Source organism: Archangium gephyra (assembly GCF_049060025.1).
Taxonomy (GTDB): Bacteria; Myxococcota; Myxococcia; order Myxococcales; family Myxococcaceae; genus Archangium; species Archangium gephyra_A.
Genome location: NZ_JBMEQQ010000002.1, coordinates 8,738,568 through 8,759,211, shown reverse-complemented (window position 1 = coordinate 8,759,211; position 20,644 = coordinate 8,738,568). Strand labels below are relative to the sequence as shown.

At 69.7% G+C, this 20,644-nt stretch carries 17 protein-coding genes and 1 pseudogene; 4 read left to right on the top strand and 14 right to left on the bottom strand.

The features are described 5' to 3' along the window. The first annotated feature begins 130 nt into the window (after positions 1-130). Entirely contained in the window at positions 131-790 is a 660-nt protein-coding gene (locus tag ACN28I_RS38310; RefSeq protein WP_420946846.1) for a hypothetical protein, read from the top strand. Positions 791-821: 31 nt separating this feature from the next. Here ACN28I_RS38310 and ACN28I_RS38305 read toward each other — a convergent pair whose 3' ends face one another. The 7 genes from ACN28I_RS38305 to ACN28I_RS38275 all read right to left on the bottom strand — a co-directional run bounded on the left by ACN28I_RS38305 (position 822) and on the right by ACN28I_RS38275 (position 8,952). Beyond that, the gene (locus ACN28I_RS38305) at positions 822-1,550 is read right to left on the bottom strand and encodes an ATP-binding cassette domain-containing protein (RefSeq protein WP_420946845.1); all 729 of its coding nucleotides are present in this window, start codon (positions 1,548-1,550) and stop codon (positions 822-824) included. A 10-nt stretch (positions 1,551-1,560) separates the two neighbouring features. Beyond that, the gene (locus ACN28I_RS38300; RefSeq protein ID WP_420946844.1) at positions 1,561-3,057 is read right to left on the bottom strand and encodes a peptidase domain-containing ABC transporter; all 1,497 of its coding nucleotides are present in this window, start codon (positions 3,055-3,057) and stop codon (positions 1,561-1,563) included. After that, positions 3,047-3,988 (bottom strand): efflux RND transporter periplasmic adaptor subunit, encoded by a 942-nt coding sequence (locus tag ACN28I_RS38295; RefSeq protein WP_420946843.1) that lies wholly within the window; start codon positions 3,986-3,988, stop codon positions 3,047-3,049. The genes ACN28I_RS38300 and ACN28I_RS38295 overlap by 11 nt, the downstream gene beginning before the upstream one ends. A gap of 11 nt (positions 3,989-3,999) precedes the next feature. Then, on the bottom strand, positions 4,000-4,899 hold the full coding sequence (locus ACN28I_RS38290; RefSeq protein ID WP_420946842.1) for an efflux RND transporter periplasmic adaptor subunit: 900 nt from the start codon (positions 4,897-4,899) through the stop codon (positions 4,000-4,002). Between the two features lie 46 nt (positions 4,900-4,945). Continuing rightward, the gene (locus tag ACN28I_RS38285; RefSeq protein ID WP_420946841.1) at positions 4,946-8,179 is read right to left on the bottom strand and encodes a type 2 lanthipeptide synthetase LanM family protein; all 3,234 of its coding nucleotides are present in this window, start codon (positions 8,177-8,179) and stop codon (positions 4,946-4,948) included. A gap of 92 nt (positions 8,180-8,271) precedes the next feature. After that, positions 8,272-8,493 carry a mersacidin/lichenicidin family type 2 lantibiotic gene (locus ACN28I_RS38280; protein WP_420946840.1) on the bottom strand — a complete coding sequence of 74 codons (222 nt, stop codon included), beginning with the start codon at positions 8,491-8,493 and terminating at the stop codon, positions 8,272-8,274. Between the two features lie 237 nt (positions 8,494-8,730). Then, positions 8,731-8,952 (bottom strand): mersacidin/lichenicidin family type 2 lantibiotic, encoded by a 222-nt coding sequence (locus ACN28I_RS38275; RefSeq protein WP_420946839.1) that lies wholly within the window; start codon positions 8,950-8,952, stop codon positions 8,731-8,733. Between the two features lie 231 nt (positions 8,953-9,183). On the opposite strand from ACN28I_RS38275, the gene ACN28I_RS38270 reads away from it, so the two are divergent. Next, positions 9,184-10,602 carry an MBL fold metallo-hydrolase gene (locus ACN28I_RS38270; RefSeq protein ID WP_420946838.1) on the top strand — a complete coding sequence of 473 codons (1,419 nt, stop codon included), beginning with the start codon at positions 9,184-9,186 and terminating at the stop codon, positions 10,600-10,602. 16 nt (positions 10,603-10,618) lie between these two features. Here the strand turns inward: ACN28I_RS38270 and ACN28I_RS38265 are convergent, their stop codons facing one another. Continuing rightward, positions 10,619-10,987: a DUF952 domain-containing protein gene (locus tag ACN28I_RS38265; protein ID WP_420946837.1), complete on the bottom strand. Its 369-nt coding sequence runs from the start codon at positions 10,985-10,987 to the stop codon at positions 10,619-10,621. 138 nt (positions 10,988-11,125) lie between these two features. Here ACN28I_RS38265 and ACN28I_RS38260 point away from each other — a divergent pair, with 138 nt between their 5' ends. After that, on the top strand, positions 11,126-12,817 hold the full coding sequence (locus tag ACN28I_RS38260; protein ID WP_420946836.1) for a polysaccharide deacetylase family protein: 1,692 nt from the start codon (positions 11,126-11,128) through the stop codon (positions 12,815-12,817). 146 nt (positions 12,818-12,963) lie between these two features. Here the strand turns inward: ACN28I_RS38260 and ACN28I_RS38255 are convergent, their stop codons facing one another. Continuing rightward, the gene (locus ACN28I_RS38255) at positions 12,964-13,671 is read right to left on the bottom strand and encodes a cytochrome b/b6 domain-containing protein (protein ID WP_420946835.1); all 708 of its coding nucleotides are present in this window, start codon (positions 13,669-13,671) and stop codon (positions 12,964-12,966) included. Between the two features lie 215 nt (positions 13,672-13,886). Further along, positions 13,887-15,023 carry a hypothetical protein gene (locus ACN28I_RS38250; protein ID WP_420948912.1) on the bottom strand — a complete coding sequence of 379 codons (1,137 nt, stop codon included), beginning with the start codon at positions 15,021-15,023 and terminating at the stop codon, positions 13,887-13,889. A 59-nt stretch (positions 15,024-15,082) separates the two neighbouring features. On the opposite strand from ACN28I_RS38250, the pseudogene ACN28I_RS38245 reads away from it, so the two are divergent. Continuing rightward, positions 15,083-15,190: pseudogene (locus ACN28I_RS38245) on the top strand (transposase zinc-binding domain-containing protein); the annotation flags it as partial. A gap of 117 nt (positions 15,191-15,307) precedes the next feature. On the opposite strand, the gene ACN28I_RS38240 reads toward ACN28I_RS38245, so the two are convergent. From ACN28I_RS38240 to ACN28I_RS38225, 4 genes are all read right to left on the bottom strand, one after another. After that, positions 15,308-17,290: a glycoside hydrolase family 16 protein gene (locus ACN28I_RS38240; protein ID WP_420946834.1), complete on the bottom strand. Its 1,983-nt coding sequence runs from the start codon at positions 17,288-17,290 to the stop codon at positions 15,308-15,310. 17 nt (positions 17,291-17,307) lie between these two features. Continuing rightward, positions 17,308-18,045, bottom strand: coding sequence for a glycoside hydrolase family 16 protein (locus ACN28I_RS38235; RefSeq protein WP_420946833.1), 738 nt, complete (start codon positions 18,043-18,045; stop codon positions 17,308-17,310). 19 nt (positions 18,046-18,064) lie between these two features. After that, positions 18,065-18,943: an RICIN domain-containing protein gene (locus tag ACN28I_RS38230; RefSeq protein ID WP_420946832.1), complete on the bottom strand. Its 879-nt coding sequence runs from the start codon at positions 18,941-18,943 to the stop codon at positions 18,065-18,067. Between the two features lie 210 nt (positions 18,944-19,153). After that, the gene (locus ACN28I_RS38225; protein ID WP_420946831.1) at positions 19,154-20,581 is read right to left on the bottom strand and encodes a tetratricopeptide repeat protein; all 1,428 of its coding nucleotides are present in this window, start codon (positions 20,579-20,581) and stop codon (positions 19,154-19,156) included. Between the last annotated feature and the right edge of the window lie 63 nt (positions 20,582-20,644).

Sequence of the window (20,644 nt, the reverse complement as noted above, 5' to 3'; positions counted from 1 at the left end):
GGGAGCCCCCCTGTCCAGGAGAGGAGGCGTGCCACGGGCGGAGGAGAGCGGCCAGCCGGGCAGCGGGTGGCTTGAATAAACGGGCTCCGTCCGCGTCGGGGTTCCGTCCCTCGCACCCTGCGTGTGTTCCATGCTCCTCACGATTCTCGGCCTCACCCTGCTCGCCTCGACACCCTCGGCTCCGCCCGTCTCGTGTCTGTCCGCCAATGGGAAGACGGCCTGTGGCTACTCCTGCCGCCGCAGCGCCGACGACGTCCGCTGCGCCAGCACGCCCTATGGGACGTGCGGCGTGTTCAATGGCGAGGTGTACTGCTTCGATCCCCCGCTCTCGGCCATCCACCACCCGCCCGACGAGGGCCTGCGCCCCGAGTGCAAGGGGTTGGGGAGCGAGGCGGCCTGCGGCTTCAACTGCCTGGTGGCGCAGGGGAAGATCGCCTGTGCGAAGACACCCTATGGCGTGTGCCGGGAGCACTTCGGCGAGCTGAAGTGCTGGGACCCGCCGGAAGCCACCGTCCATGAGCTCGGCGCGGAGACGCCGCGGCCTGAGTGCCTCACGGCGTCGACGGCCATCGAGTGCGGCTACGACTGCGAGAACAACCGCACGGAGGTGAAGTGCGCGGCGACGCCGCGTGGCCGGTGCGAGAAGAACGACTTCCGGATCCAGTGCTTCGATCCGCCGTCGCTCCTGCATTGCGCGCACACCCAGCCGCCCGACCCCGCCGAGGTGCGCAAGCCGAAGCACCAGCGGCGGGAGGAGAAGCCGGCGGAGGCCGGGCAGGCGGTGCGCTGAGCCGGCACGGCCCGCCCGCCCCGGCGCCCACTCACGAGCCGGTGGCGCTCAGGGGCTCCTGCCCCTGGAGCTGGGCGTGGATGAGCCGCGCGTAGACGCCATCGCGCGCGAGCAACTCCTGATGCGTGCCCTGCTCCACCAGCCGGCCCTTGTCCATGACCAGGATGAGGTCCGCGTTGATGACCGTGCTCAGCCGGTGGGCGATGACGATCCGCGTGCAGGACAGCGAGCTGAGCGCCTGGTGGACCTTGCTCTCGGTGATGGAATCGAGCGCGCTCGTCGCCTCGTCCAGCAGCAGCATGGCGGGCTTGCGCACCAGCGCTCGCGCCAGTCCCAGCCGCTGCCGCTGTCCGCCCGACAGCCCCGTGTCCTGACTCGAGAGGAGCGTGTCGTACTTGAGCGGCATGGCGGCGATCTCGTCATGGATCTGCGCGAGCCGGGCCGCCTCCATCACCGCTTCCAGTGGGACGTCCGGGTCGTTCAGGGTGATGTTGGAGCGCAGGGTGCCGCTGAAGAAGGAAGGTGTCTGCAGCACCACCCCCATCTGCTGACGCACGGCGTGCAGATCCAACCCGGACAGGTCCATGCCGTCGTAGCGCACCTGGCCGGAGGTGGGCAGGTAGAGCCCCAGCAGGAGGTTGGCCAGGGTGGACTTCCCGGCGCCGGACTTGCCCACGATGGCCACCATCTGCCCCGGGCTGATCCGGCTGCTCACCTCCTGCAGCACCAACGGAGAGCCGGCCGAGTACCGGTAGCTCACCTGCTCCAACTCACAGGCCCCGGTGAGAGAGGGCGCCTGGCCCGTCTTCTTGTCCCCGGAGAGGCTCCTTGGGCATGTCCAGCACGTCGGACAGACGCTCCATGTAGCTGCCCATCATCTGCAACTGCGCCCCCGTGACGACGAGGTTGGAGAGCGGCACGAGCACCGAGGCCGCCAGCGCGTTGAGGCCCAGCATCTCTCCCGTGCTCAGCTGGCCCTGGAGCACCTGCCACGTCCCCACCATCAGCAGCAGCAGCGGCGAGGCCAGCCGCAGCATGCTCGTCAGCGCCTCCACCCAGACGCCCAACAGGCCACGGGCCACCGCCACGTTCAGCACGTCCACGAAGACGTTCGCGTAGTTCTGCACCGCCCGGCCCTCCACGCCGAAGGCCTTGAGGGTCTGGATGCCGGAGATCATGTCCATCAGGTACGTGTAGTTCTTGCCCTCCAGCTCCAGGTTCTGGGACATGAGCTGCCGCTGGCGCCTGCCCGACAGCAGCAGCACCAGGATCTGCATCGTGCCCAGGCCGAGCACGAGCAGGCCCATCCACCCGTTGATGACCAGCAACGCCGACAGGTAGATGAGGACCAGCACCCCATCGATCAGCGTGGAGATCATCCCCGAGGAGAGCATCTCCCGCAGCGTCGAGTTGGTGCTCACCCGCTGCATCAGGTCGCCCGCCGGGCGGAGCTGGAAGAAGGGGAAGGAGAGGCTGACCATGTGGTCCAGGAAGCCCAGCGTCAGCTCCGAATCCATCCGCACCCGCACTTCGGTGAGCAGGAAGCCGCGAATGAGGGAGGCCAGGAACTGGAACACCACGATGGACATCATCCCCACGCCCAGCACCATCAGCAGGTGCTGATCTCCGCGGGGTATCACCCGGTCCACCACCATGCTCATCAGCAGGGGCAAGGCGACGGCGAAGAGCTGGAGCATGATCGACAGGGTGAAGATCCGCCCCAGCGTGCGCGACTGCTTCAGCAACGGCGCCAGGTAACGGCCCCAGCCCTTGCGGGGGGAACGGCCCGGCTGGAAGTCGTCGGCCGGCTCCAGCTCCAGCGCGATGCCGGTGAAGCACTGGCTGAACTGCTCCATCGACACCCGGCGGCGGCCGTGCATGGGATCGCGGATGTCCACGTACCCCTTGCCCAACCGCTCGAACACCACGTAGTGCGTGAAGCGCCAGTGCAGGATGGTCGCCGGTTGGAGGAAGGCCAGCCGGTCCAGGTCGATGGAGATGCCCCGGCCCCGCATGCCCAGCCGCCGTGCCGCCTCCAGCAACGCGCGCGCCGAGGTGCCATCCCGGGACACGCCCGTCACGGCCCGCACCTCTTCCAGCGTCATGTGCCGCCCGTGGTAGCCCAGCACCATGCTCAGGCAGGCCGCCCCACAGTCCATCAGGGTCATCTGCCGCACGTCGGGGATGCGGCGCGCCCGCGTCATCTTCCAGAGCCGGCGCAGGGCGGGAAAACGCTCGCCCAGCGGCGCCTGGTCCTCAGTTCCCATGGCGGAACAGTCCCTTCAGTCCGGGTATCAGCGTCATCAAGATGCTCTCGCTCCTGACCCGTGCCTCCGCCCGGGCGGGCATTCCATCGAAGTAGTTGTAGACCTGCTCCTTGCTGGTGAAGCGGTCCGCGGGCAGGCGCGCGCGGACCAGGACGAAGGAGCCCTTGAGCTCGAACGCACCGGCCAGGCCGGGGCCGAGCTGGCGGCCCACCTCGGCCGGGCCGATGATCTGCTCGTCCACCTGCTCGATGAGGAGCTCCTGGTACTCGTAGCGGAAGCCGTCCAGCTCGAGGCGCAGCGGCGTGCCCTTGCGCAGATAGGGACGGTAGGAGCCGGGCAGGAACGCCATCAGCACCGGGGAGACGTCATTGGGAACGAGCGAGAGCATGCCCACGCCGGGCGCGAGGTACTGGCTGGGTTTGACGCGCACGTCCATGATCACCCCATCGCGAGGTGCCCGCAGCACGCGCGTCTCCAGCCGGGCCTCGGCCAGCTCCCGCTCCGCGCGCAGGGAGGTGAGCGCCTGGCGGGCCGCGTTGTCCGAGGGCTCCCGGAGGTAGCGCACGAGCTGCAACTCGAATTCGTTGCGCAGCCGCTCCACGCTGGCCGTCTCCTCCTCGGAGATCAGCGTGATGAGCTTCTGCCCGGCACTCACCCGCTGCCCGGGCCGCACCTCCACGGCGGAGACGAGCCCGGCCACCTGGCTCGTCAGCTCCACCCGGCCCTCGAACTGCACCACCGCGGGACCGGCGGCGTACTCGTCCACCGTGCCCAGGCAGCAATAGAGCAGCCCCATGCCCAGCACGGCCACCAACAGCCAGTACAACCACTGGGCCCACTCGGGAGCGATATGAAGCACATCGCCCTCCTCGTGCGGACTGTTGTGGTGATCCAACGCCTCTTGCCGGTAGATGGACTTGTTGGCTCGCACGTGTGGGCTCCCTACGGGACGGGGCGTTGGCCCACCCGCTCCGCGTCCTCCACGAACACCTGCACGACGGAACCGAAGGGCAGCAAGGCGCCGTCCTCCTGAGTCACGCTGGCGATGGCCAGCACCATCCGCGAGGCGGCATCCACTTCCGGGGCCACGTTCTCCACCCGGCCGCGCAGCTCCCGGGCCTGGCCGCGCGCACTCAGGCGCACCGGCGTGCCCACCGTCACCCGGGCGGCCTCCTCCTCGGGGATGGCCAGGCGCACCAGCTGCGGCCCCTCGCTGATGAGGTGGAGGATGGGGCTTCCCGCGGCCACCATCGTGCCCGGATCCAGGTAGCGCCGGGCCACCCGTCCGTCGAAGGGCGCGCGCAGGGAGGCCTCGGAGATGCGCAGCCGGAGCTGCTCCACCCGGGCCCGTTGGTTCTGCACCTGCGCCTGGGCGGCGTTCAGCTTCGCCGCGGCCGTCTGCTCCGCGTAGCGCAGCCTGGCCCGCTCCTCCTCGGAGATGGCGCCCAGGTCCACCAGCTTGGAGCCCGCTCCTCGCTGGAGCGACTCCTGGGCCGAGACGAGCGCGAGCCGTGCCACCTCTTCATCCGCGAGGGCCATCTGCAGGCCCGCCTGGTTGATGGCCAGCTCGTGCTCGAGGGCGCGCACGTCCTGCTGGGCCAGGACACTGCCCTTGCGCACCCGGTCCCCCACCCGCACCGCCACCTTGTCCAGGCGGGCCGCGAGGCTGGCGGAGAGCTCCACGCTGCCGTCGGCGACCACGACGCCGATGAACCCCGCTCCCGCTGGAGCCGCCGCGGGGGCTGGCTCCGGGAGGTGGCTCACCGTGGGCGGAGGAAGTGCTTCGCGGCGCACCGAGTCCCGGTTCATCCACAACAGACCCGCCGCCAGTGCGAGGGTCATTCCCACTAGCAAGAGTCGTGGAGACATCGGCCCGTAGCCTACCGGATCACTTCGTGCTTGGCACCGGGGACTCGAGCATCAGGATGTTGGGCACACGGTCAGGCGCCGCGGCGCGCAGCAGCCCCCAACCGATGCCCGACAGACCGAGCATCAAGCCGGGCGTCTCGATTCCCAGAGGCACCGCGCACCGCCAGGTCCGCCGCTGGACCCGTGCGAGCACCGACTCCAGGGTGCTCGCCACGAAGGCATCCAGGCTGGCGGGCCCCTCGCCGAGTGCCTGGGCTTGCAGGAGCAGCTCCAGGTTGCCGAGGTCGCCGTGGCACAACGACTCGTTGTAGCCAAAGCCGCGCTCCATCGAGCCTTCCACCGCGGCGCGCAGCTCCTCGCGCAACGCGGGCTCGTCCAGGTGCCGCAGCGCGTGCGCCCGCGCGAGGCCAATGCCCGGGGCGCCGTAGCACCACGCGCAGGTGAAGGCGCTGGAAGCCGAGGCGGTGCGCGGATCCCTCCAATTGCGCCGCTCGGGCGAGAAGAGCGTGCGCTCATAGGCGAGGGCCTCACGGGCCGCGTCGCGGAAGCGCGGCTGCCCCGAGGACTGGGCGAGCTCCAGCAGGGCCCAGGCCATGCCCGAAGCGCCATGGGAGAAGCCGCTGAGCGGCTGCTCCGAGGCAATCTCCGTCATCCACGCGGCTCCGCCCTGGGGTTGAGGCCGCTGGTGGGCCAGCAGGTGTTCCCCGCAGCGCACCGCCAGGGCGAGCGTGGAGGCCGAGCCCGTCACCCGGTGCAGCGCGAGCAGCCCGCCGATGCACCCGGACACGCCCCGGATGACATCCAGGTGGCGGTCCTTCTCGATGGCCGGGCCCAGCGTCTCGGCGATGGCCTCCGCCTGGGTGAAGAGCGACGGCTCGTTCCAGAGCGAGCCCAGATGCGCCAGCGTGTGGATGACGCCGCCCCAGCCCTCGAAGCCACCCACGGCCTCGCGCGCGGGGGACCAGTCCACCATCCGCAGCATGCTCTCGGTGGCCTGACGCGCGGCCTGGGTGAAGCGCGCCTCGCCGCTCACCTGGCCCAACCGCGCCAGGAAGTGGGTGAGGCCCGGCATCCCGCCATACAGGTCGAGCTTCATCAGGCTGAAGGGCCAGCGGTCCTTGTCGCCCTGGCGCGTGCCCATCCAGTACAGCACTCCCTCATGAGAGAAGGACAGGGTGAGGAGCCGGTCGCCGATGACGCGCGCCGCCTCGACGAGCCGGGAGGGCTCCACCGGCCCCGGGGCGCTGGGGGCATGGGGCTGCCGCGGCTGCTCCAGCGCAACGCCATTCATGGTGGACAGGAGCGAGGCGCGGATCCACCACAGATCGCGCTCCACGGTGGCCTCATCCAGTGCCCGGATGCGGGCCAGGGCGGACTCGAGCCCCGTGGTCCACAGCATGCCGGGGAAGCACTCGCCGGGGCCACTCCAGAGGTCCTTCGTGTCCGGACGCGAGGCGTAGCGCGGAATGTCTCCGCAGTGCAGGGCCATGCGCTCGGCGGCCACCACGCGGTCCAGGAAGGGCCGGACCGTGACTCCCGTCCACAACCCGTCGAAGTACCGGTCCCGCTCCACGGCATCGCGCAGCAGGTCCGGGTGATAGCTCTCCTGGAGGAGCACGTAATAGGTCTGCGTCGAGCGCAACAGCACGCGGATCTCATCCTGGGCGAAGCGCTGGACGGGCCCGCCGGGGGCGAGCAGCGCGTCGCGCTCGCGCATGACGAGGCGGCACATGCGCGCATAGCCCTCGCACAGCGCGTCGTAGTAGCGGGGCAGGTCCACCGCCTCACCGCGCAGCGTGGGGAGATTGGCGGCCCCCTTCATCACCACGCGCTTGCGGCCATGGTGCATGGTGTCATGGCCCTGATCCTCCCAGTAGAGCATCTTGCGCGGGGAGAGCTTTCCCTCCGGGGAGCCCATGCCGCCCACGTCCACCCCCTCATGATCTTCCCGGATCCAGGAGATGAGGGGCAACAGGGCGATGCGGGTGACGGAGTAGTCGATGGCCTGGTTGAAGAGCCGCTCTTCCCCGGTGCGGAAGTCGAACCGGTCGGTGAGATGGGGGTGGAAGAGCGTCTCGAGATCCACGACCACCGGGTGCTCCCCCTCGGCGATCAGGTTCTCGTAGTGCATGTCCATGCCACCGAGTTGATGGAAGAGCGCCAGGTGCGCGCCCAACCGCAGGTAGAAGTGCTCCACCTCCTGCTCGGAGCCGCAGGGCCGGGCCTCCACGAACTCGCTCCACCCGTAGCCGTCGCGCGGCAGCAGCCGCAACAGCCGGAAGGGCGGCAGGGACTCGTGCGTGTTGCACCAGGCCAGCAGTTCCTGGAAGTGCGCGTCCACCGCGAGGGAGCGGGGCTTGTAGACGAGCTTGACGCCCGAGGAGAACGTGAGGGTCAGCACCGAGCGGCCCTCGTGGTGCGAGTCCCCCGCCGCTCCGGAGATCGACTCGAGCAGGCCCGGCGCGCCCGTCAGCAACGTCTGGCGCAGGGCGGGCCCGTCCACGGCGAGCCGCGTGAGGAGCTCGATGGTGTTGGTGCTCCACTGCTCGATGATGGTCGAGCACAGCCGGGCCAGGGCCGCGTACTCCTGGAAGAGGGTGAGGACGGTCTGGGGGTCGCGCAGGGACTGGACGAAGTGGCGGAAGCGCTCCTCCCCACTCTCTCCGCTCAGCCGGCCCTGGAGCCGGGCGACGTTCATCTCCAGCACCATCGTGCGGTTGATGCGCTCCAGCAGCCGGGGAGGCAGGGTGGAGAAGAGGAGCGCCTCGATGGAGTCCGGATCGAAGAGCAGGGCCTGATGGGCGCGGGCCAGCTCCCGCACCTGGGCCTGGACGCGGGCTCGCGCCCGCTCGATGAGCGGCCGCAGCGCTTCCAGGAAACCCACCACGGGCATCTTCTGGAGACTGGCCTGAACCGGGAAGGGCTCCGGGGTGGACGAGGCGGGCTGGGAGAAGGCCTCGCGCCAGGCGGAGAGCCACGGCAGGTGCCCCTGGAACCGCTGCTGGAGCTGCTCCGGTGATTCCGTGAGCAGGTAGCGCAGTTGCGCCTCGCTCAGGCCGTCCTCTTTCAAGCGCTGCTCGAAGGCCAGGGCTCCGGACTTGAAGGGCTCCTTGTCGCGCCACTTCTCCAGCAGCCGGTCCGCCTCCTGGGCCCTGGCGCCCTCCGGGGCCGGTACCGTCCCCAGTTTCTCCTGGCGCTCCCGAAGCGTCATCGCGCGGAACCACGCGGGTGAGGCGAAGGCGGAATCGATCACGGAATATCCCTGGGGCCAGAAAGCAAACGGCGCACGGATGCATGATAGCAGTCCGCGCGCCTGGTGATTTCAACCAACGGAAGACGTTGGGCCTAGCAGCAGGCCGTCGCCACCGTGGAGGTGCAGCAGGAGGTCTTGCCGATCGAGGTGTCGATCACCGCGTCGCGCTCCAGGCCGCCGGCAACGCCGTCGAGGTCCGCGTCGGTCAGCTCCACCATGCCCGCGGGGTTGGCCGGCAGGTTGGCCCGCTCGGACTCGGTGAGGCTCATGCGGTACTGCTCATCCTTCCACGCACGGACGATATCGACGCTCATGGGCAACTCCTTGCACTACGGGGGGTGGAGACAGCGACGGCATGCAAACCCGGAAGTCCTGCCAAGATGCTCTTCCGTGTTTTGCAGGACTAACGTGCCAGCAAAAGTAATGGGTGTCAACAGCACGGCACTGAATTCAGCGAAGTCCCAGCAAACCCAAGGAACCTGGAACTCGCCTGACAACTCGAGGACCGGAGGCTGGAGGCCTCCGGTCCGGACAGCGGACGAGGGTGAGGCCTAGCAGCAGGCCGTCGCCGCCGTGGAGGTGCAACAGGAGGTCTTGCCGACGGAGACGTCGATCACCGCGTCGCGCTCCAGGCCGCCGGCAACGCCGTCGAGGTCCGCGTCGGTCAGCTCCACCATGCCCGCGGGGTTGGTCGGCAGGTTGGCCCGCTCGGACTCGGTGAGGCTCATGCGGTACTGCTCATCCTTCCACGCACGGACGATATCGACGCTCATGGGCAACTCCTTGCACTACGGGGGTACGAAAACCCGGAAAGCAGGATGCATCCGCTTGCCGCGCTTTCGATTGAAAACGTATAAAATTCCGTAACAGCCGTCAAGGGGGGGTAATAGATAGAGCGGGGAGACGGGGAATCACGGGTCCAGGAAGGAGGGGGCCGTGGTAGTCTGGCGAGGACGGCGGCGAGCCGCTGCTGAGCGGTGCGCGCACCTTGCTTCGGAGTTCCCATGCCTCTGTCTGGCAGCACCGTGGTGAATCTGCGGCCCACGTTTCCAGCCATTCCGGCCGATGTCCTGTTGAGGCAGTGGATGGATGCGAGGTTCGAGCCGGGGGAGTGCCGGCGCCGGCTCGAGGCCCTCATCGAGGCGAAGAAGCTCCCCGCCGCCTTCTTCCGCCCGGAGGAGATCGAGAAAGGGGGGCGTCCCGCGACGGATGCCCTGCTCTTCGAGTGCTTCACCGCGCCGATAGGCGAGTGGACCTTCTCCGTGCAGGCGAAGCGAGGCCAGGGCGTGGTGCAGGCCGGAGCGAGGATGCCCGTGGCGTCCGTGCCGTGGGTGGCCCAGCTGCTGCGGGCCGCTGGCGCCAGCGACGATGTGGAAGGGCTCCGGGCCATGGCGGCCGCGGGATTGCCGCCCCGGCTGGCCGCGGCCTTCGGAACCTGCCTCGAGCCCGCCGAGGACGAAGCGGCCTACGGCACCTGGCCGGCGGTGGACGCGCCCGGCATCTACCGCCGGGAGCACGCCAGCCTGGCCATCCGCTCACAGACCACCACGCTGCTGTTCGATCCCCAGGTGTATACCCTCGGAGAGAGCACGAACTTCTCGCGCTACCCCCGGGAAGCGGCGCCGTTCGAGCCGGACGCCATCCTCATCACCCACCCGCATGAGGACCACTGGCACCTGCCGTCCATCCTGCGCTACGTGGGCAACCGGAGCATTCCCATCCTGGTTCCCGAAGTCCCCCGGCCCAACCTGCTCAGCATGGAGGACTTCACGCAGTCGCTCCAGCGCGCCGGGCTCCAGCAGGCCCGGGCCGTGGCCTGGCACAGCACCGTGCGCGTGGGGGACATCGAGATCGACGTGCTGCCTTTCTATGGCGAGCAGCCCACCCGGGGCGCGCCCGGGCCGGCCGAGGGGGTGCGCAGCTGGGGCAACTGCTACCGCATCACCTGTCCCCAGTTCAGCGCGCTGCTGCTCGTCGACAGTGGCGTGGATGCGATGGGGGACATGGTGGAGGCGGTGCGCCAGAACACGGCGCGGCGAGGCCCCGTCGACGTCGTGCTGAGCAACTGCCGCTCGTTCCCCGAGGGCATCAACGTCGGACTGCCGCAGTACGCGCTGACGCTGCCGTTCGAGCGCCTCCAGGCCATGCACCAGCAGGCCCGGGAGGGGGCCTTGCCGTCGATGACGCTGGGCACCCGGGGCGTGGCCCAGGCCTGCGCCGCGGCCCAGGCCCGCTATTTCCTTCCGTACGCGCACATGTTCCAGGGCATCGGGCAGGACGCGGATGCGGACCTGCTCGCCGAGGTTCGCGCGGGGCTCCTGCAGCAGGGCGCCTCGACGGAAGCGCTGGCCTGGAATCCCGGTGACATCGCCCGGTTCGACGGGAGCCGGCTGCACCTGCGGCACCTCCCGCCTCCGGCCTGAGCCACCGTCTCCTGGCTTAGACGATCCCGGCCGGGAAGGTGTGCGTCCCGTCCGGGTTCAACCGCAGCGGCGTGACGCTCCGCACGGCCCCGAGCGGAAGCGGGCCATGGAGGTGAGGGAACAGGCCGGGGCGGGAGCCGCTGGCGGCCGGTTCCCAGCGCAGGGCATCTCCGAGCGCGGCGGCGTCCACCTCGACCAGGAACAGGTCCGGCTCTCCGGCGCGGTGCCTGGCCGCGCTGGCACGCACCTGAGCGGCGGTGGAGAAATGCAGGAAGCCGTCCCGCGTGTCGTCGGCGCTGCCGCGGTACTCGCCCATGGCTTCGGCGGCCCGCCAATCCTCGCCACGCACCAGGGTGTAGATGGGGGTGACGGATTCGTTGCTCATGATCATCGACCTCGCTTCATGGGGTGAGTGGGCCTGCCATGGTGAGATTGAAGGAATAAAGGTATTCCTTGTTTTTCCTTCGCATTCTCTATGATGGCCGCCGTTCGGATGAGGGGGATCCATCACATGAGGGTGCAGATGAACGGATTGACCGGGTTGCATCGAGTGCTGTGCGGGCTCGTGTTGGCATTGCTGGTGGGAGCGGGACCCGCGTGGGCCTCGACGCCGTTCCAGCAGGGCATGGTGAGCATCACGCTGGATGACGGCTGGCCGTCGCAGTTCACGGGAGCGCGCCCGGCGCTCAACGCGCGCGGCATCCCCGCCACCTACTTCCTGGTCACCGAGGGCATCCGCAACGGATGGACCGGCTACATGACGGTGCCGCAAATCCAGACGCTCATCGCCGAGGGCAACGAGATCGGCGCCCACACGATGACGCACCGGGATCTCACCACCCTGTCCGCCACGGAGATGGAGACCGAGCTGCGCGACTCGCAGGCGTGGCTGAAGACGCAGTTCGGCCTGCAGGCGGTGCCCTCGTTCTCCTCGCCCTATGGCGCCTACAACGCGAGCGTGCTGACCACCCTCCAGAAGTACTACGGCAGCCACCGCACGGTGAACGGCGGGCAGAACTTCAAGGACTCGAACATCCTCCAGCTCCGCGCCTACGACGTGAACAGCGCCGTCACCGTGGACACCGTGCGCGGGTGGATCGACAGCGCCGCCGCCGATGGAAGCTGGCTCATCCTCACCTTCCACCAGTTCGTGAGCGGCACGCCCACCCAGTCGACGGAGATCAACCAGGCCAACTTCGAGGCCATCCTCGACTACCTCCAGACGAAGAACCTCCAGCCCGTCACCGTCGCGCAGGGCGTGGCGCTGATGGATGGACTGACGGGGGACACCTCCGGCAACGCGATCGTCTATGACGACGCCACGGGCGATGGCTTCGCGGACTGGAGCTATGCCACGCACAGCCTCGCCCACCGCACCGTGGTGCACAGCGGCCTGACGTCCATCTCCGCCGAGCTCGATGGCTGGAACGCCCTCTTCCTGCACCACAACACGGGGCTGGCCGCGAACCAGTTCTCGGCCCTCGAGCTGTGGGTGCACGGCGGTACGACGGGGGGCCAGGGCGTGCGGCTGGCGTTCTACGACGGCTCGCAGCTGCTCGGCTCGGTGCGGCTGGACGCGGTGCTGGGCCACCCCATCCTGGCGGGCACGTGGCAGAAGGTCGTCGTTCCGCTGAGCACCGTGGGCCTGTCCACCGGCACCGTGCGCGACATCTACCTCCAGGACGCCACGGGCGCAGACCAGGCCACCGTGTACTTCGACGACATCCGGCTGGTGAAGGCCAGCACGCCCCCGCCTCCCCCGCCGCCGTCTGCCTTCTCGCTCTACGCGGATGGCCTCGCCGCCGGCTTCGATGACTGGAGCTGGGCCACGCACAACCTCTATGCGAATGGCATCGTCCACGCGGGCACGGCCGCCCTCTCCGTCGAGCTGGATGGCTGGTCGGCCCTCTACTTCCACTCCAGCGCGGGCGTGGACCTGAGCCGCTACAAGACCCTCTCGCTGTGGGTGCACGGTGGCACCTCGGGCGAGCAGATCGCGCGCATCCTCCTCACCAACGGCTCGAGCTCCCTCGGGGAGATCCGCCTGGACCAGGCGCTGGGCCACGCCATCCAGCCGGGCACCTGGCAGCAGCTCGTCATCCCGTTGAGCACGCTCGCGGTGAGCGGCGGCACGCTCCGCGAGATCTACATCCAGGACCAGTCGGGCGTCGATCAGGGCACGCTCTACATCGACGACCTGCAACTGATTCCCTGAGAGGCCACGGCGGCTCGCCGCCGCCTCCCGGTCCACCCCGGTGCCACGCGGGCCGGCTGAACGCCCCGCGTGGCCCGGTGCGCGCCCTCCTGCGGCCCCTCCCCGGCCTTGAACGCCGAGCCACTGGCGCTCCAATCCGCGGTCCCTCACCCTTCGAGGAACGAGGCCCACCTCACCGCGAGCCGTCCTCCGGCTTGGGACCCTTGCCGATCATGTCCGAGACCAGCCCGGGTGAATGGGAGAAGCTCCGCCCGGATGACCCCCGCGAGGTGCGCCACCGCGTACACCACGATGAACCAGGCGACCAGCTCGTGCGCCTCCTTGAGCTTGCCGACCAGGTCCTTGCCCAGGCCCAGCGTCTCCTTGAAGTAGATGCTGAGGCCGCTCACGGCCATCCCGCAGATGACGGCATAGAAGAGGGCCTGGCTCACCTTCGCGGCGCGGTACTCCCAGGAGGAGGCCTTCAGCGCGCGGAACGGCAGGGGCTCACGCACCACGAGGCGCAGCACCAGCAGCGCCGCCAGCGTGAAGCCGAAGTAGTAGTGCCACTGCCACATCCCCGCGCGCAGGCTCCGGCCAAGGGCGAGGGCCTTCTCGTCATCCAGGGTGATGCCGGACTCCAGCAGCTTCTGTTGAAGGAGGACGGCGTTCCCCTTGTAGCTCAGGAAGGTCTTGCGCAGCAGCCAGGTGGAGGCGAGCCCCGTCACCGAGAGCGCCATCAGCCAATGCCAGAGCCGGAGCAGCCCCGAGCGGGCTCCGCGGAAGCGCGGCGCGTCCCCCGGGTGCTCCGGTTCGGCCGTTGGATTCGGGTGAGCAGCACTGTCCTTCGTGAGATGCACGGCGGGAGAAGCCACGGATGCAGCCCTCTTCAGACTTCGGGGTTCCGTGCACCACATACCCCGGCCTCCGCCCCGCGTCATCCGCCGGAGGGCCGACCGGGGTGGAGACACCCGCCGCCACACCGTCAGACCAGGCCCGGTGCTGGCGCGGGACGGCAGAGCATGACCTTCAGGTGTACCCCGTGAACGGCCTCTCCTCTCGACACTCGGGAGGAGAACGCACACGGACATCACCGATGGAGGTGGTAGTCCCAGGCGCGGAACCACAGGACCCGCGGCGCCTCGCCGGGCAGCGCGTAGACGCTGGTGCGCGCCACCGCGCCGTCCGCGTACCGCAGCTCCAGCATGTTCGCTCGGATGACGTACCACCCCGTTCCACCCGCGCGTCCGCCCGGCGCCAGGTCCAGCTCGCGCGCGAAGCCGCGATCCTCGAAGGTACCGTCCTTGCGGAAGATGATGAAGCCGGTACGGTACTCGTTGCCCACCGACTGGTAGCGGCCGTCGAGCAGGAGCCCATCCAGCGGCTCGAGCCGCACGAAGTCCACGCCCGCGTGCTGGAGCGCGCCGCCCTTCTGCCGCGTGAACCGCTTCTCGAAGCCGGAGGTCCAGGTCACGCGGATGTCGTCCCCCTTCACCGAGTAGGTGGGGCACCAGGTGAATCCCTCCCCGCATAACGACCAGTCGAAGGGGACGGCCAGCCCATGGGGCGGCAGCGCGGCGTATACCCGCCCATCCGGGAAGAAGGTGATCCAGTCCTGCTGCGGCATCCAGGTGATTCCCTGCTGCACGGAGCTGCCCGGCCCGGGCGCCACGAGCTGCCGCTTCACGCCCAGGTAGATACCCGACAGCCCCCCCTTCCCCGGCGCCACCGGCCCCTTGGCCATCGGGGAGGGAGCCGGCGCGGGCGCGGGCGGTGTCCCGGAAACCGGGGGCGTGCCCCCAGCCGGCGGCTTCTGCCCCACCACGGAGAGCGAGATCTCCACCCGCTCGCCCACCTGCACGATCCGCGGCGAGCCGTCCGCGGCGGCCACGTGCCCGGCCCAGTCGCCGGCATCTTCGCCGCCGCTCCCGTTCACGTCCCGGAGCGCGATGACGAGGTACTGCCCAGCCACCAGCCCCCCCACCTCGAAGGCGGCTTCGGGCCCGCGGGAGTCGACCACGATTGCCTTCGTCTGTGGCGCCTTCTGCTGGCATGGCCCCTGCGGCGCCCAGCACGCCACCACGAAGGTCTTCTGCAGGGTGCGCTGCCCGGCCGGGGCGCGGACCGTCCCGGAGATGCTCCCCCCGCCAGAGGGCGCCGCCAGGCCCGCTCCCGCCCAGAGCAGCAGCCCCAACCCGGACATCCCCACCCACCAGTGTCGGCTCATCGCGCGCCTCCCGGAGCCCGCTTCATGCTGGCTCGCCGGAGGAGGATACTTCACCCTTCCGGGTGCGCTGCGAGAGCTGCAAGGACGAACTGCTCGTCGCCTTCTCGTGCAAGGGGCGAGGGGTGTGCCCCTCCTGTAACGCGAAGCGGGCGCAGGTGACGGCGGCGCGGCCGTGATTCGAGCACGGCCGCGCACCCCGTGAGTCCTGGATGGCCAGCGTCTGGATGACGCGGGCCAGCTTCGTGGCCACCCGCTGCTGCGTGGCCTCGCTGGACATACGCGAGTTAGTCGATGGCCGACGCCGCCGCGGAGGACCTGAACTGCCAGGCGCGGACGTAGTTGACCTCGAAGGAGTTGCCCTCACCGGTGGGAGTGGTGCTGTCGGGGGTGCCGCTCGCGCTGCCGAACCACAGGTCCAGCATGATGTACATCGGGTCGGCCATGCTGACGTTCACCGTCCAGAATGGCTGGCCGTCGAAGTAGAACGTCTGCCGCCCCGGCTCCCACTTCACCGCGTACGTGTGGAAGCCCGCCGACAGGTCCACCGTCTGCAGCGTCTTGTGCCCGGCGCTGGGATTGCTCGCGCCGTTGGGCCAGACCGTCGCGGCGAAGGCGACCGGGTGCAGGTTGGCGTCACCCCAGCCGGAGTTGGGGCCCCCCCCCGGATAGGCTTCCATGATGTCGATTTCGGGGCGGCGGTCGCCCGGGTGATTGAACAGCCAGAACGCCGGCCATACGCCACGGCCGACGGGCAGCTTCGCCTCCATCTCGAAGAAGCCATACGTCTGGTAGTACTTCCCGTCCGTGTCGATGGTGCGGTTGAAGAAGCGCCCACTCGCGTCGCGCTGCGGCCAGATCTTCAGCACGCCGTTCTTCACCGCGTAGTTGATGGTGGGGTTCGGGCTCTCGTACCAGATGTGGTTGTTCCACTTGCTGGTGTCGAAGCCGCTGTTGAACTCCTCGGAGAACGTCAGCACGTACTGGCTCGCGTCCTGGCCCACCGGCCCGCCCGGGGTCGTCGTGACGCCGGTGACGTCGAGCGTGCCGACGATGTAGCGCGTCTCGTTGTCCACGGTGACGCCCGGCCCCGCCGCCAGCGTGACGCGGTTGTTGGGGGCGGACGTGGGGTAGAGGCCCACGCGAATCGTGTACTTCCCCGCCGGGAAGTTCGTGGGCACCGTCACCGAGCGGTTGTAGGAGATGGCCCCGCTCCAGACGGAGGTGTCCACCGGCGGCAGGTGGTCGCCGCTGAGGGGCATCTGCACGCCGCTCGCGTTCACGAAGTGGACGAAGGTGTAGTAGTTCTGGGACATGGGCACCGCGTTCCACCGCATGCCCAGCGTCACCGTCTGGCCCGCCTGCGCGGACAGGGCCGGGTTGGACAGCTGCAGGACCTGGGTGGTGGTGGGCTGCGTCTGGCCCACGGTGAGCGTGCCGACGGTGTAGCGCGTCTCGCCGTCCACCGTGACGCCGGGCCCGGACCGCAGGGCGATGCGGGTGTTCGGCGCGGCCATGGGGTAGAGCCCCACGCGGATGGTGTACTGGCCGGCAGGGAAGTTGGACGGCACCGTCACCGTGCGGTTGTAGGAGACGGCGCCATTCCACGTCGCCGTGCTCACCGGCGGCAGGTGGTCACCACTGAGGGGCATCTGCGTGCCGCTGGCATTCACGAAGTGGACGAAGACGTGATAGTCCTGGCCCTGCGGCACGGCGTTCCACCGCATGCCCAGCGTCACGCTCTGCCCGGGCTGCGCGGAGAGGCTCAGGGTGGCGAGCTGGAGGATTTCGGACGTGGCCGAGCCCACGGTGAGCGTGCCGACGGTGTAGCGGAGCTGGTCGTCGACGGTGACGCCCGTGCCCATGCCCAGCGAGACGCGGCCCCAGGGCGAGCGCGGCTGGTAGAGGCCGACGCGGATGGAGTAGGTGCCGCGCGGCATCGTGGACGGCAGCGCCACCGTGTGGTTGTAGGCGACGGTGCCGCTCCACCGGGAGGTGGCGACGGGCGGCAAGTGGTCCGCGCCGGCCGGGACGTGGTTGACGCCGCTGGCGTCGACGAAGATGACGAAGACGTTGTAGTCCTCGGGCAGGGGCGCGGCGGTGAAGTGCATGGCCAGCGTCACGGACTGGCCCGGCGCGGCCGTCAGACCCGGCGTGCCCAGCCGATGCACCGTGGTGCCCTGGGCCCACGCCTCCGGGCTCAGCGCGAGGAGGAAGAACGCAAGCAGGACGCCGTACGAGAACTCAGACAGTTTCTGGAGCGATTTCATGGAGACCTTCCAGGGGTTCACTTGAACCGCCAGGCGCGGACGTAGTTGATTTCGAAGGAGTTGCCCTCGCCGGTGGGCGTGGTGCTGTCCGGCGTGCCGCTCGCGCTGCCGAACCACAGGTCCAGCATGATGTACATCGGATCAGCCATGCTGACGTTCACCGTCCAGAACGGCTGGCCGTCGAAGTAGAACGTCTGCCGCCCCGGCTCCCACTTCACCGCGTACCGGTGGAAACCCGCGGACAGGTCCACCGTCTGCAGCGTCTTGTGCCCGGCGCTGGGGTTGTCCCCGCCGTTGGGCCAGACCGTCGCGGCGAAGGCGACCGGGTGCAGGTTGGCGTCACCCCAGCCGGAGTTGGGGCCACCACCCGGGTAGGCTTCCATGATGTCGATCTCGGGGCGGCGATCGCCCGGGTGATTGAACAGCCAGAACGCCGGCCACACGCCGCGGCCGATGGGCAGCTTCGCCTCCATCTCGAAGAAGCCATACGTCTGGTAGTACTTCCCGTCCGTGTCGATGGTGCGGTTGAAGAAGCGCCCGCTCGCGTCGCGCTGCGGCCAGATCTTCAGCACGCCGTTCTTCACCGCGTAGTTGATGGTGGGGTTCGGGCTCTCGTACCAGACGTGGTTGTTCCACTTGCTGGTGTCGAAGCCGCTGTTGAACTCCTCGGAGAACGTCAGCACGTACTGGCTCGCGTCCTGGCCGTAGGGGCCGGAGGTGGTGGGGCCCGGGGGCGGCGTGGTGGGCGTGCCCACCGTCCACGTCTGGTTGGCCTCACCGGTGCAGTCCCAGAAGCTCCATCAGCACGCCGTCGCCCGTGGCGGTGGGGCCGCCCGTCACGTCCAGGCAGCGGCCGCTGGGGACGTGCACGAAGCGGTACTCACCCGCCGCGCCGATGGGCTGCATGCTCCAGAGCTGGCGGGGCAGGCCGTTGCAGTCCCACTGCTGGAGGCCCGTCAGGTTGGCGGTGCCGCCGTTGATGGTCTCCAGGCACTTGCCGCTGTGCCGCGCGATGAGCTGGTACTGCCCGCTGCCCACGTCCTTCAGCGTCCAGTCCTGGTTCGCCTGGCCGGTGCAGCTCCACTGGTCGATGCGGTCGCCATTGGCGAGGGCCGTCACGCCGCCGCGCACGTCCAGGCACTTGCCGGAGTGCTTCGCGACCAGCGGCTTCGCGGTGGACTGCGGCGGCGCGGTGGGCGCCGTCAGCGCCCAGGACTGGTTGGCCTCGCCGGTGCAGTCCCACAGCTCTGTCAGGACGCCGTCCCCGGTGGCGGTGGGGCCGCCCGTCACATCCAGGCAGCGCCCGCCGTTGACGGCGACGATTTCATAGCGGCCACTTCCCTTGCTGTTGAGCGTCCACAGCTGCCTCGGCTGGCCCGAACACGTCGCCTGCTGGATGCCCGCGCCGTTGCCGGTGGCGCCGTTGATGACCTCCACGCACTTGCCGCTGCTGGCGGCGGCGAGCTGGTACTGGCCTCCGCCCCGGTCCGTCAGCGTCCAGGCCTGATTGGCCTGGCCCGTGCAGCTCCACTGCTCGATGAGCGCGCCGTCCTGGGTGGCCGTCGGGCCGCCCCGGACGTCCAGGCACTTGTTCGAGTGCTGCGCGACAATGGTGGTGGTCGCCGCGAGCGCGGGGGAGGCCGCGAGAACCACGGCCAGGGCGCCTCCTCGCCACAACACTCTTCTGATTTCTTTCACGGGCAATCCTTTGCAGGGGGAAGGGGGGACTTCGCCCCACGCACTGGCAACCGCTGTGCCAGCATCCGCCACATTCCAGGAAAGCCCGAATGCCTTGAAATCCGCCTACTTACGGGGACGTGTCATTTCCTGACGGCTGACACGTGACGACACACCTGTGTCAGCTCACCGGCGCGCCTCGCCCCCGGAGCGGGCCGTGGCGGCCGGGCCCGGCGCGGCGGTGCGCCGCTCGTGCCGGGCCAGCCACGCGCGCACCTGGGCGAGCGAGTGCTGGCCAGACTCGCCCACGGACTCGAGCTCCGCGCGGGCCTGGTGGGCTCCGGCGAGCGCCTCCGCGCGGCGGCCCGTGGCATACCGCCCCCGGGCCAGGGCGAAGCGCGCCTCGGCGATGTCCTGGGCCGTGGCGGGAATGGACTCCAGCAGCGTCAGGGCCTCCTCGAAGAGGGCCACGGCCTCGGGGCCGTGCCCGCGTGCCAGGTGCACCTCGGCCATGCCGCGCAGGGGCGCGGCCATGGTGGAGATCTTCTCCCGCCCCAGCGCCTGGTAGATGCGCAGGGCGCGCGCGTAGTCGTCCCACGCCTCCGGGAGCCGGCCCAGCGCGCGGTACACCTCGCCCCGCTCCGCGAGCGAGTACGCGACGTCGTCGTGCCGCTCGCCAAAGGCCTTCAGGCGCAAGTCCAGCGCACGCTGATGCCATGCCAGGGCCTCATGGCCGCGGCCGAGGCGGTGCAGCACGATGGCGATGTTGCAGACGGCCAGGGCGACGCTCAGGTGCTCCTTGCCCAGCGACTTCTCCTTGATGGCCAGGGAGCGCTGGAAGTAGCGGAGCGCCTCCTGGTTGTCGTGCTGGAGGAAGGCGAGCACGCCCAGGCCGTTGAGCGCGGTGCCCGTCTCCGGGTGCTCCGGCCCCTGGACGCGCTCGCGGATGGAGAGGGTGCGCAAGAGCAGCGGGCGGGACTCCTCCAGGCGGCCCAGCTCCGTGAGGATGACGGCGGCGTTGTTGGCGGAGGAGGCGACCTCCGGGTGGTCGGGCCCCAGGGCCCGCTCGCGCAGGCCGAGGGCCCGCTGGGTGAGGGCGAGCGCCGTGGGCAGCTCGTCCATCTGCCGGACGGTGGCGCCCAGCACGTGCAGCGAGGCCCCCACCTCCGGGTGCTCCGGGCCGAGCAACCTCTCGCGCAGCGCCAGGGCGCGCTCGGACGTCTTGCGCGCCTCGGCCAGCCGCGTCTGTCCGAGCTGGACGACGGCCATCGTGTTCAGCGTGAGGGCCAGGTCCACATGCTCGGGGCCGAGCTCCTTCTCCTGCAGGGCCAGCGTGTGCTCCAGGTACCGCAGCGCCTCCACGGGCTTGCCCGCGCGCCAGGAGAGCTGGCCCAGGAACATGGACAGCGCCATCTCCTGCCGGGCCGGCCTTCCGAGCGACTCGAGCACCGCGTCCGCGTGGCGCGCGTAGCGCTGTCCGTCCTCGACGCGCCCCTGCTGCACGCCCACCGCGTTGATGAGGTGGATCCACGCCCACGCCTCGAGCTTCCCGCTGCCGCGAGCGCGCGGCCGCGAGCAGAGCCTCGTCGAGGCTCTTCTCCGCCGCCCGGGCATCGCCTCCCGCGCTCCACAGCACGCCGAGCCACAGCAGGGCCTCCGCCTGGAGCGGGGAGCCCG

Excerpts from the sequence above, each read along its gene's own strand:
- ACN28I_RS38280 (WP_420946840.1), bottom strand. The coding sequence starts at position 8,493 with ATGAGCGTCGATATCGTCCGTGCGTGGAAGGATGAGCAGTACCGCATG.
- ACN28I_RS38270 (WP_420946838.1), top strand. The coding sequence starts at position 9,184 with ATGCCTCTGTCTGGCAGCACCGTGGTGAATCTGCGGCCCACGTTTCCA.
- ACN28I_RS38290 (WP_420946842.1), bottom strand. The coding sequence starts at position 4,899 with ATGACCCTCGCACTGGCGGCGGGTCTGTTGTGGATGAACCGGGACTCG.
- ACN28I_RS38265 (WP_420946837.1), bottom strand. The coding sequence starts at position 10,987 with ATGAGCAACGAATCCGTCACCCCCATCTACACCCTGGTGCGTGGCGAG.
- ACN28I_RS38240 (WP_420946834.1), bottom strand. The coding sequence starts at position 17,290 with ATGAAATCGCTCCAGAAACTGTCTGAGTTCTCGTACGGCGTCCTGCTT.
- ACN28I_RS38300 (WP_420946844.1), bottom strand. The coding sequence starts at position 3,057 with ATGGGAACTGAGGACCAGGCGCCGCTGGGCGAGCGTTTTCCCGCCCTG.
- ACN28I_RS38275 (WP_420946839.1), bottom strand. The coding sequence starts at position 8,952 with ATGAGCGTCGATATCGTCCGTGCGTGGAAGGATGAGCAGTACCGCATG.
- ACN28I_RS38250 (WP_420948912.1), bottom strand. The coding sequence starts at position 15,023 with ATGAGCCGACACTGGTGGGTGGGGATGTCCGGGTTGGGGCTGCTGCTC.
- ACN28I_RS38225 (WP_420946831.1), bottom strand. The coding sequence starts at position 20,581 with ATGCCCGGGCGGCGGAGAAGAGCCTCGACGAGGCTCTGCTCGCGGCCG.
- ACN28I_RS38260 (WP_420946836.1), top strand. The coding sequence starts at position 11,126 with ATGAACGGATTGACCGGGTTGCATCGAGTGCTGTGCGGGCTCGTGTTG.
- ACN28I_RS38310 (WP_420946846.1), top strand. The coding sequence starts at position 131 with ATGCTCCTCACGATTCTCGGCCTCACCCTGCTCGCCTCGACACCCTCG.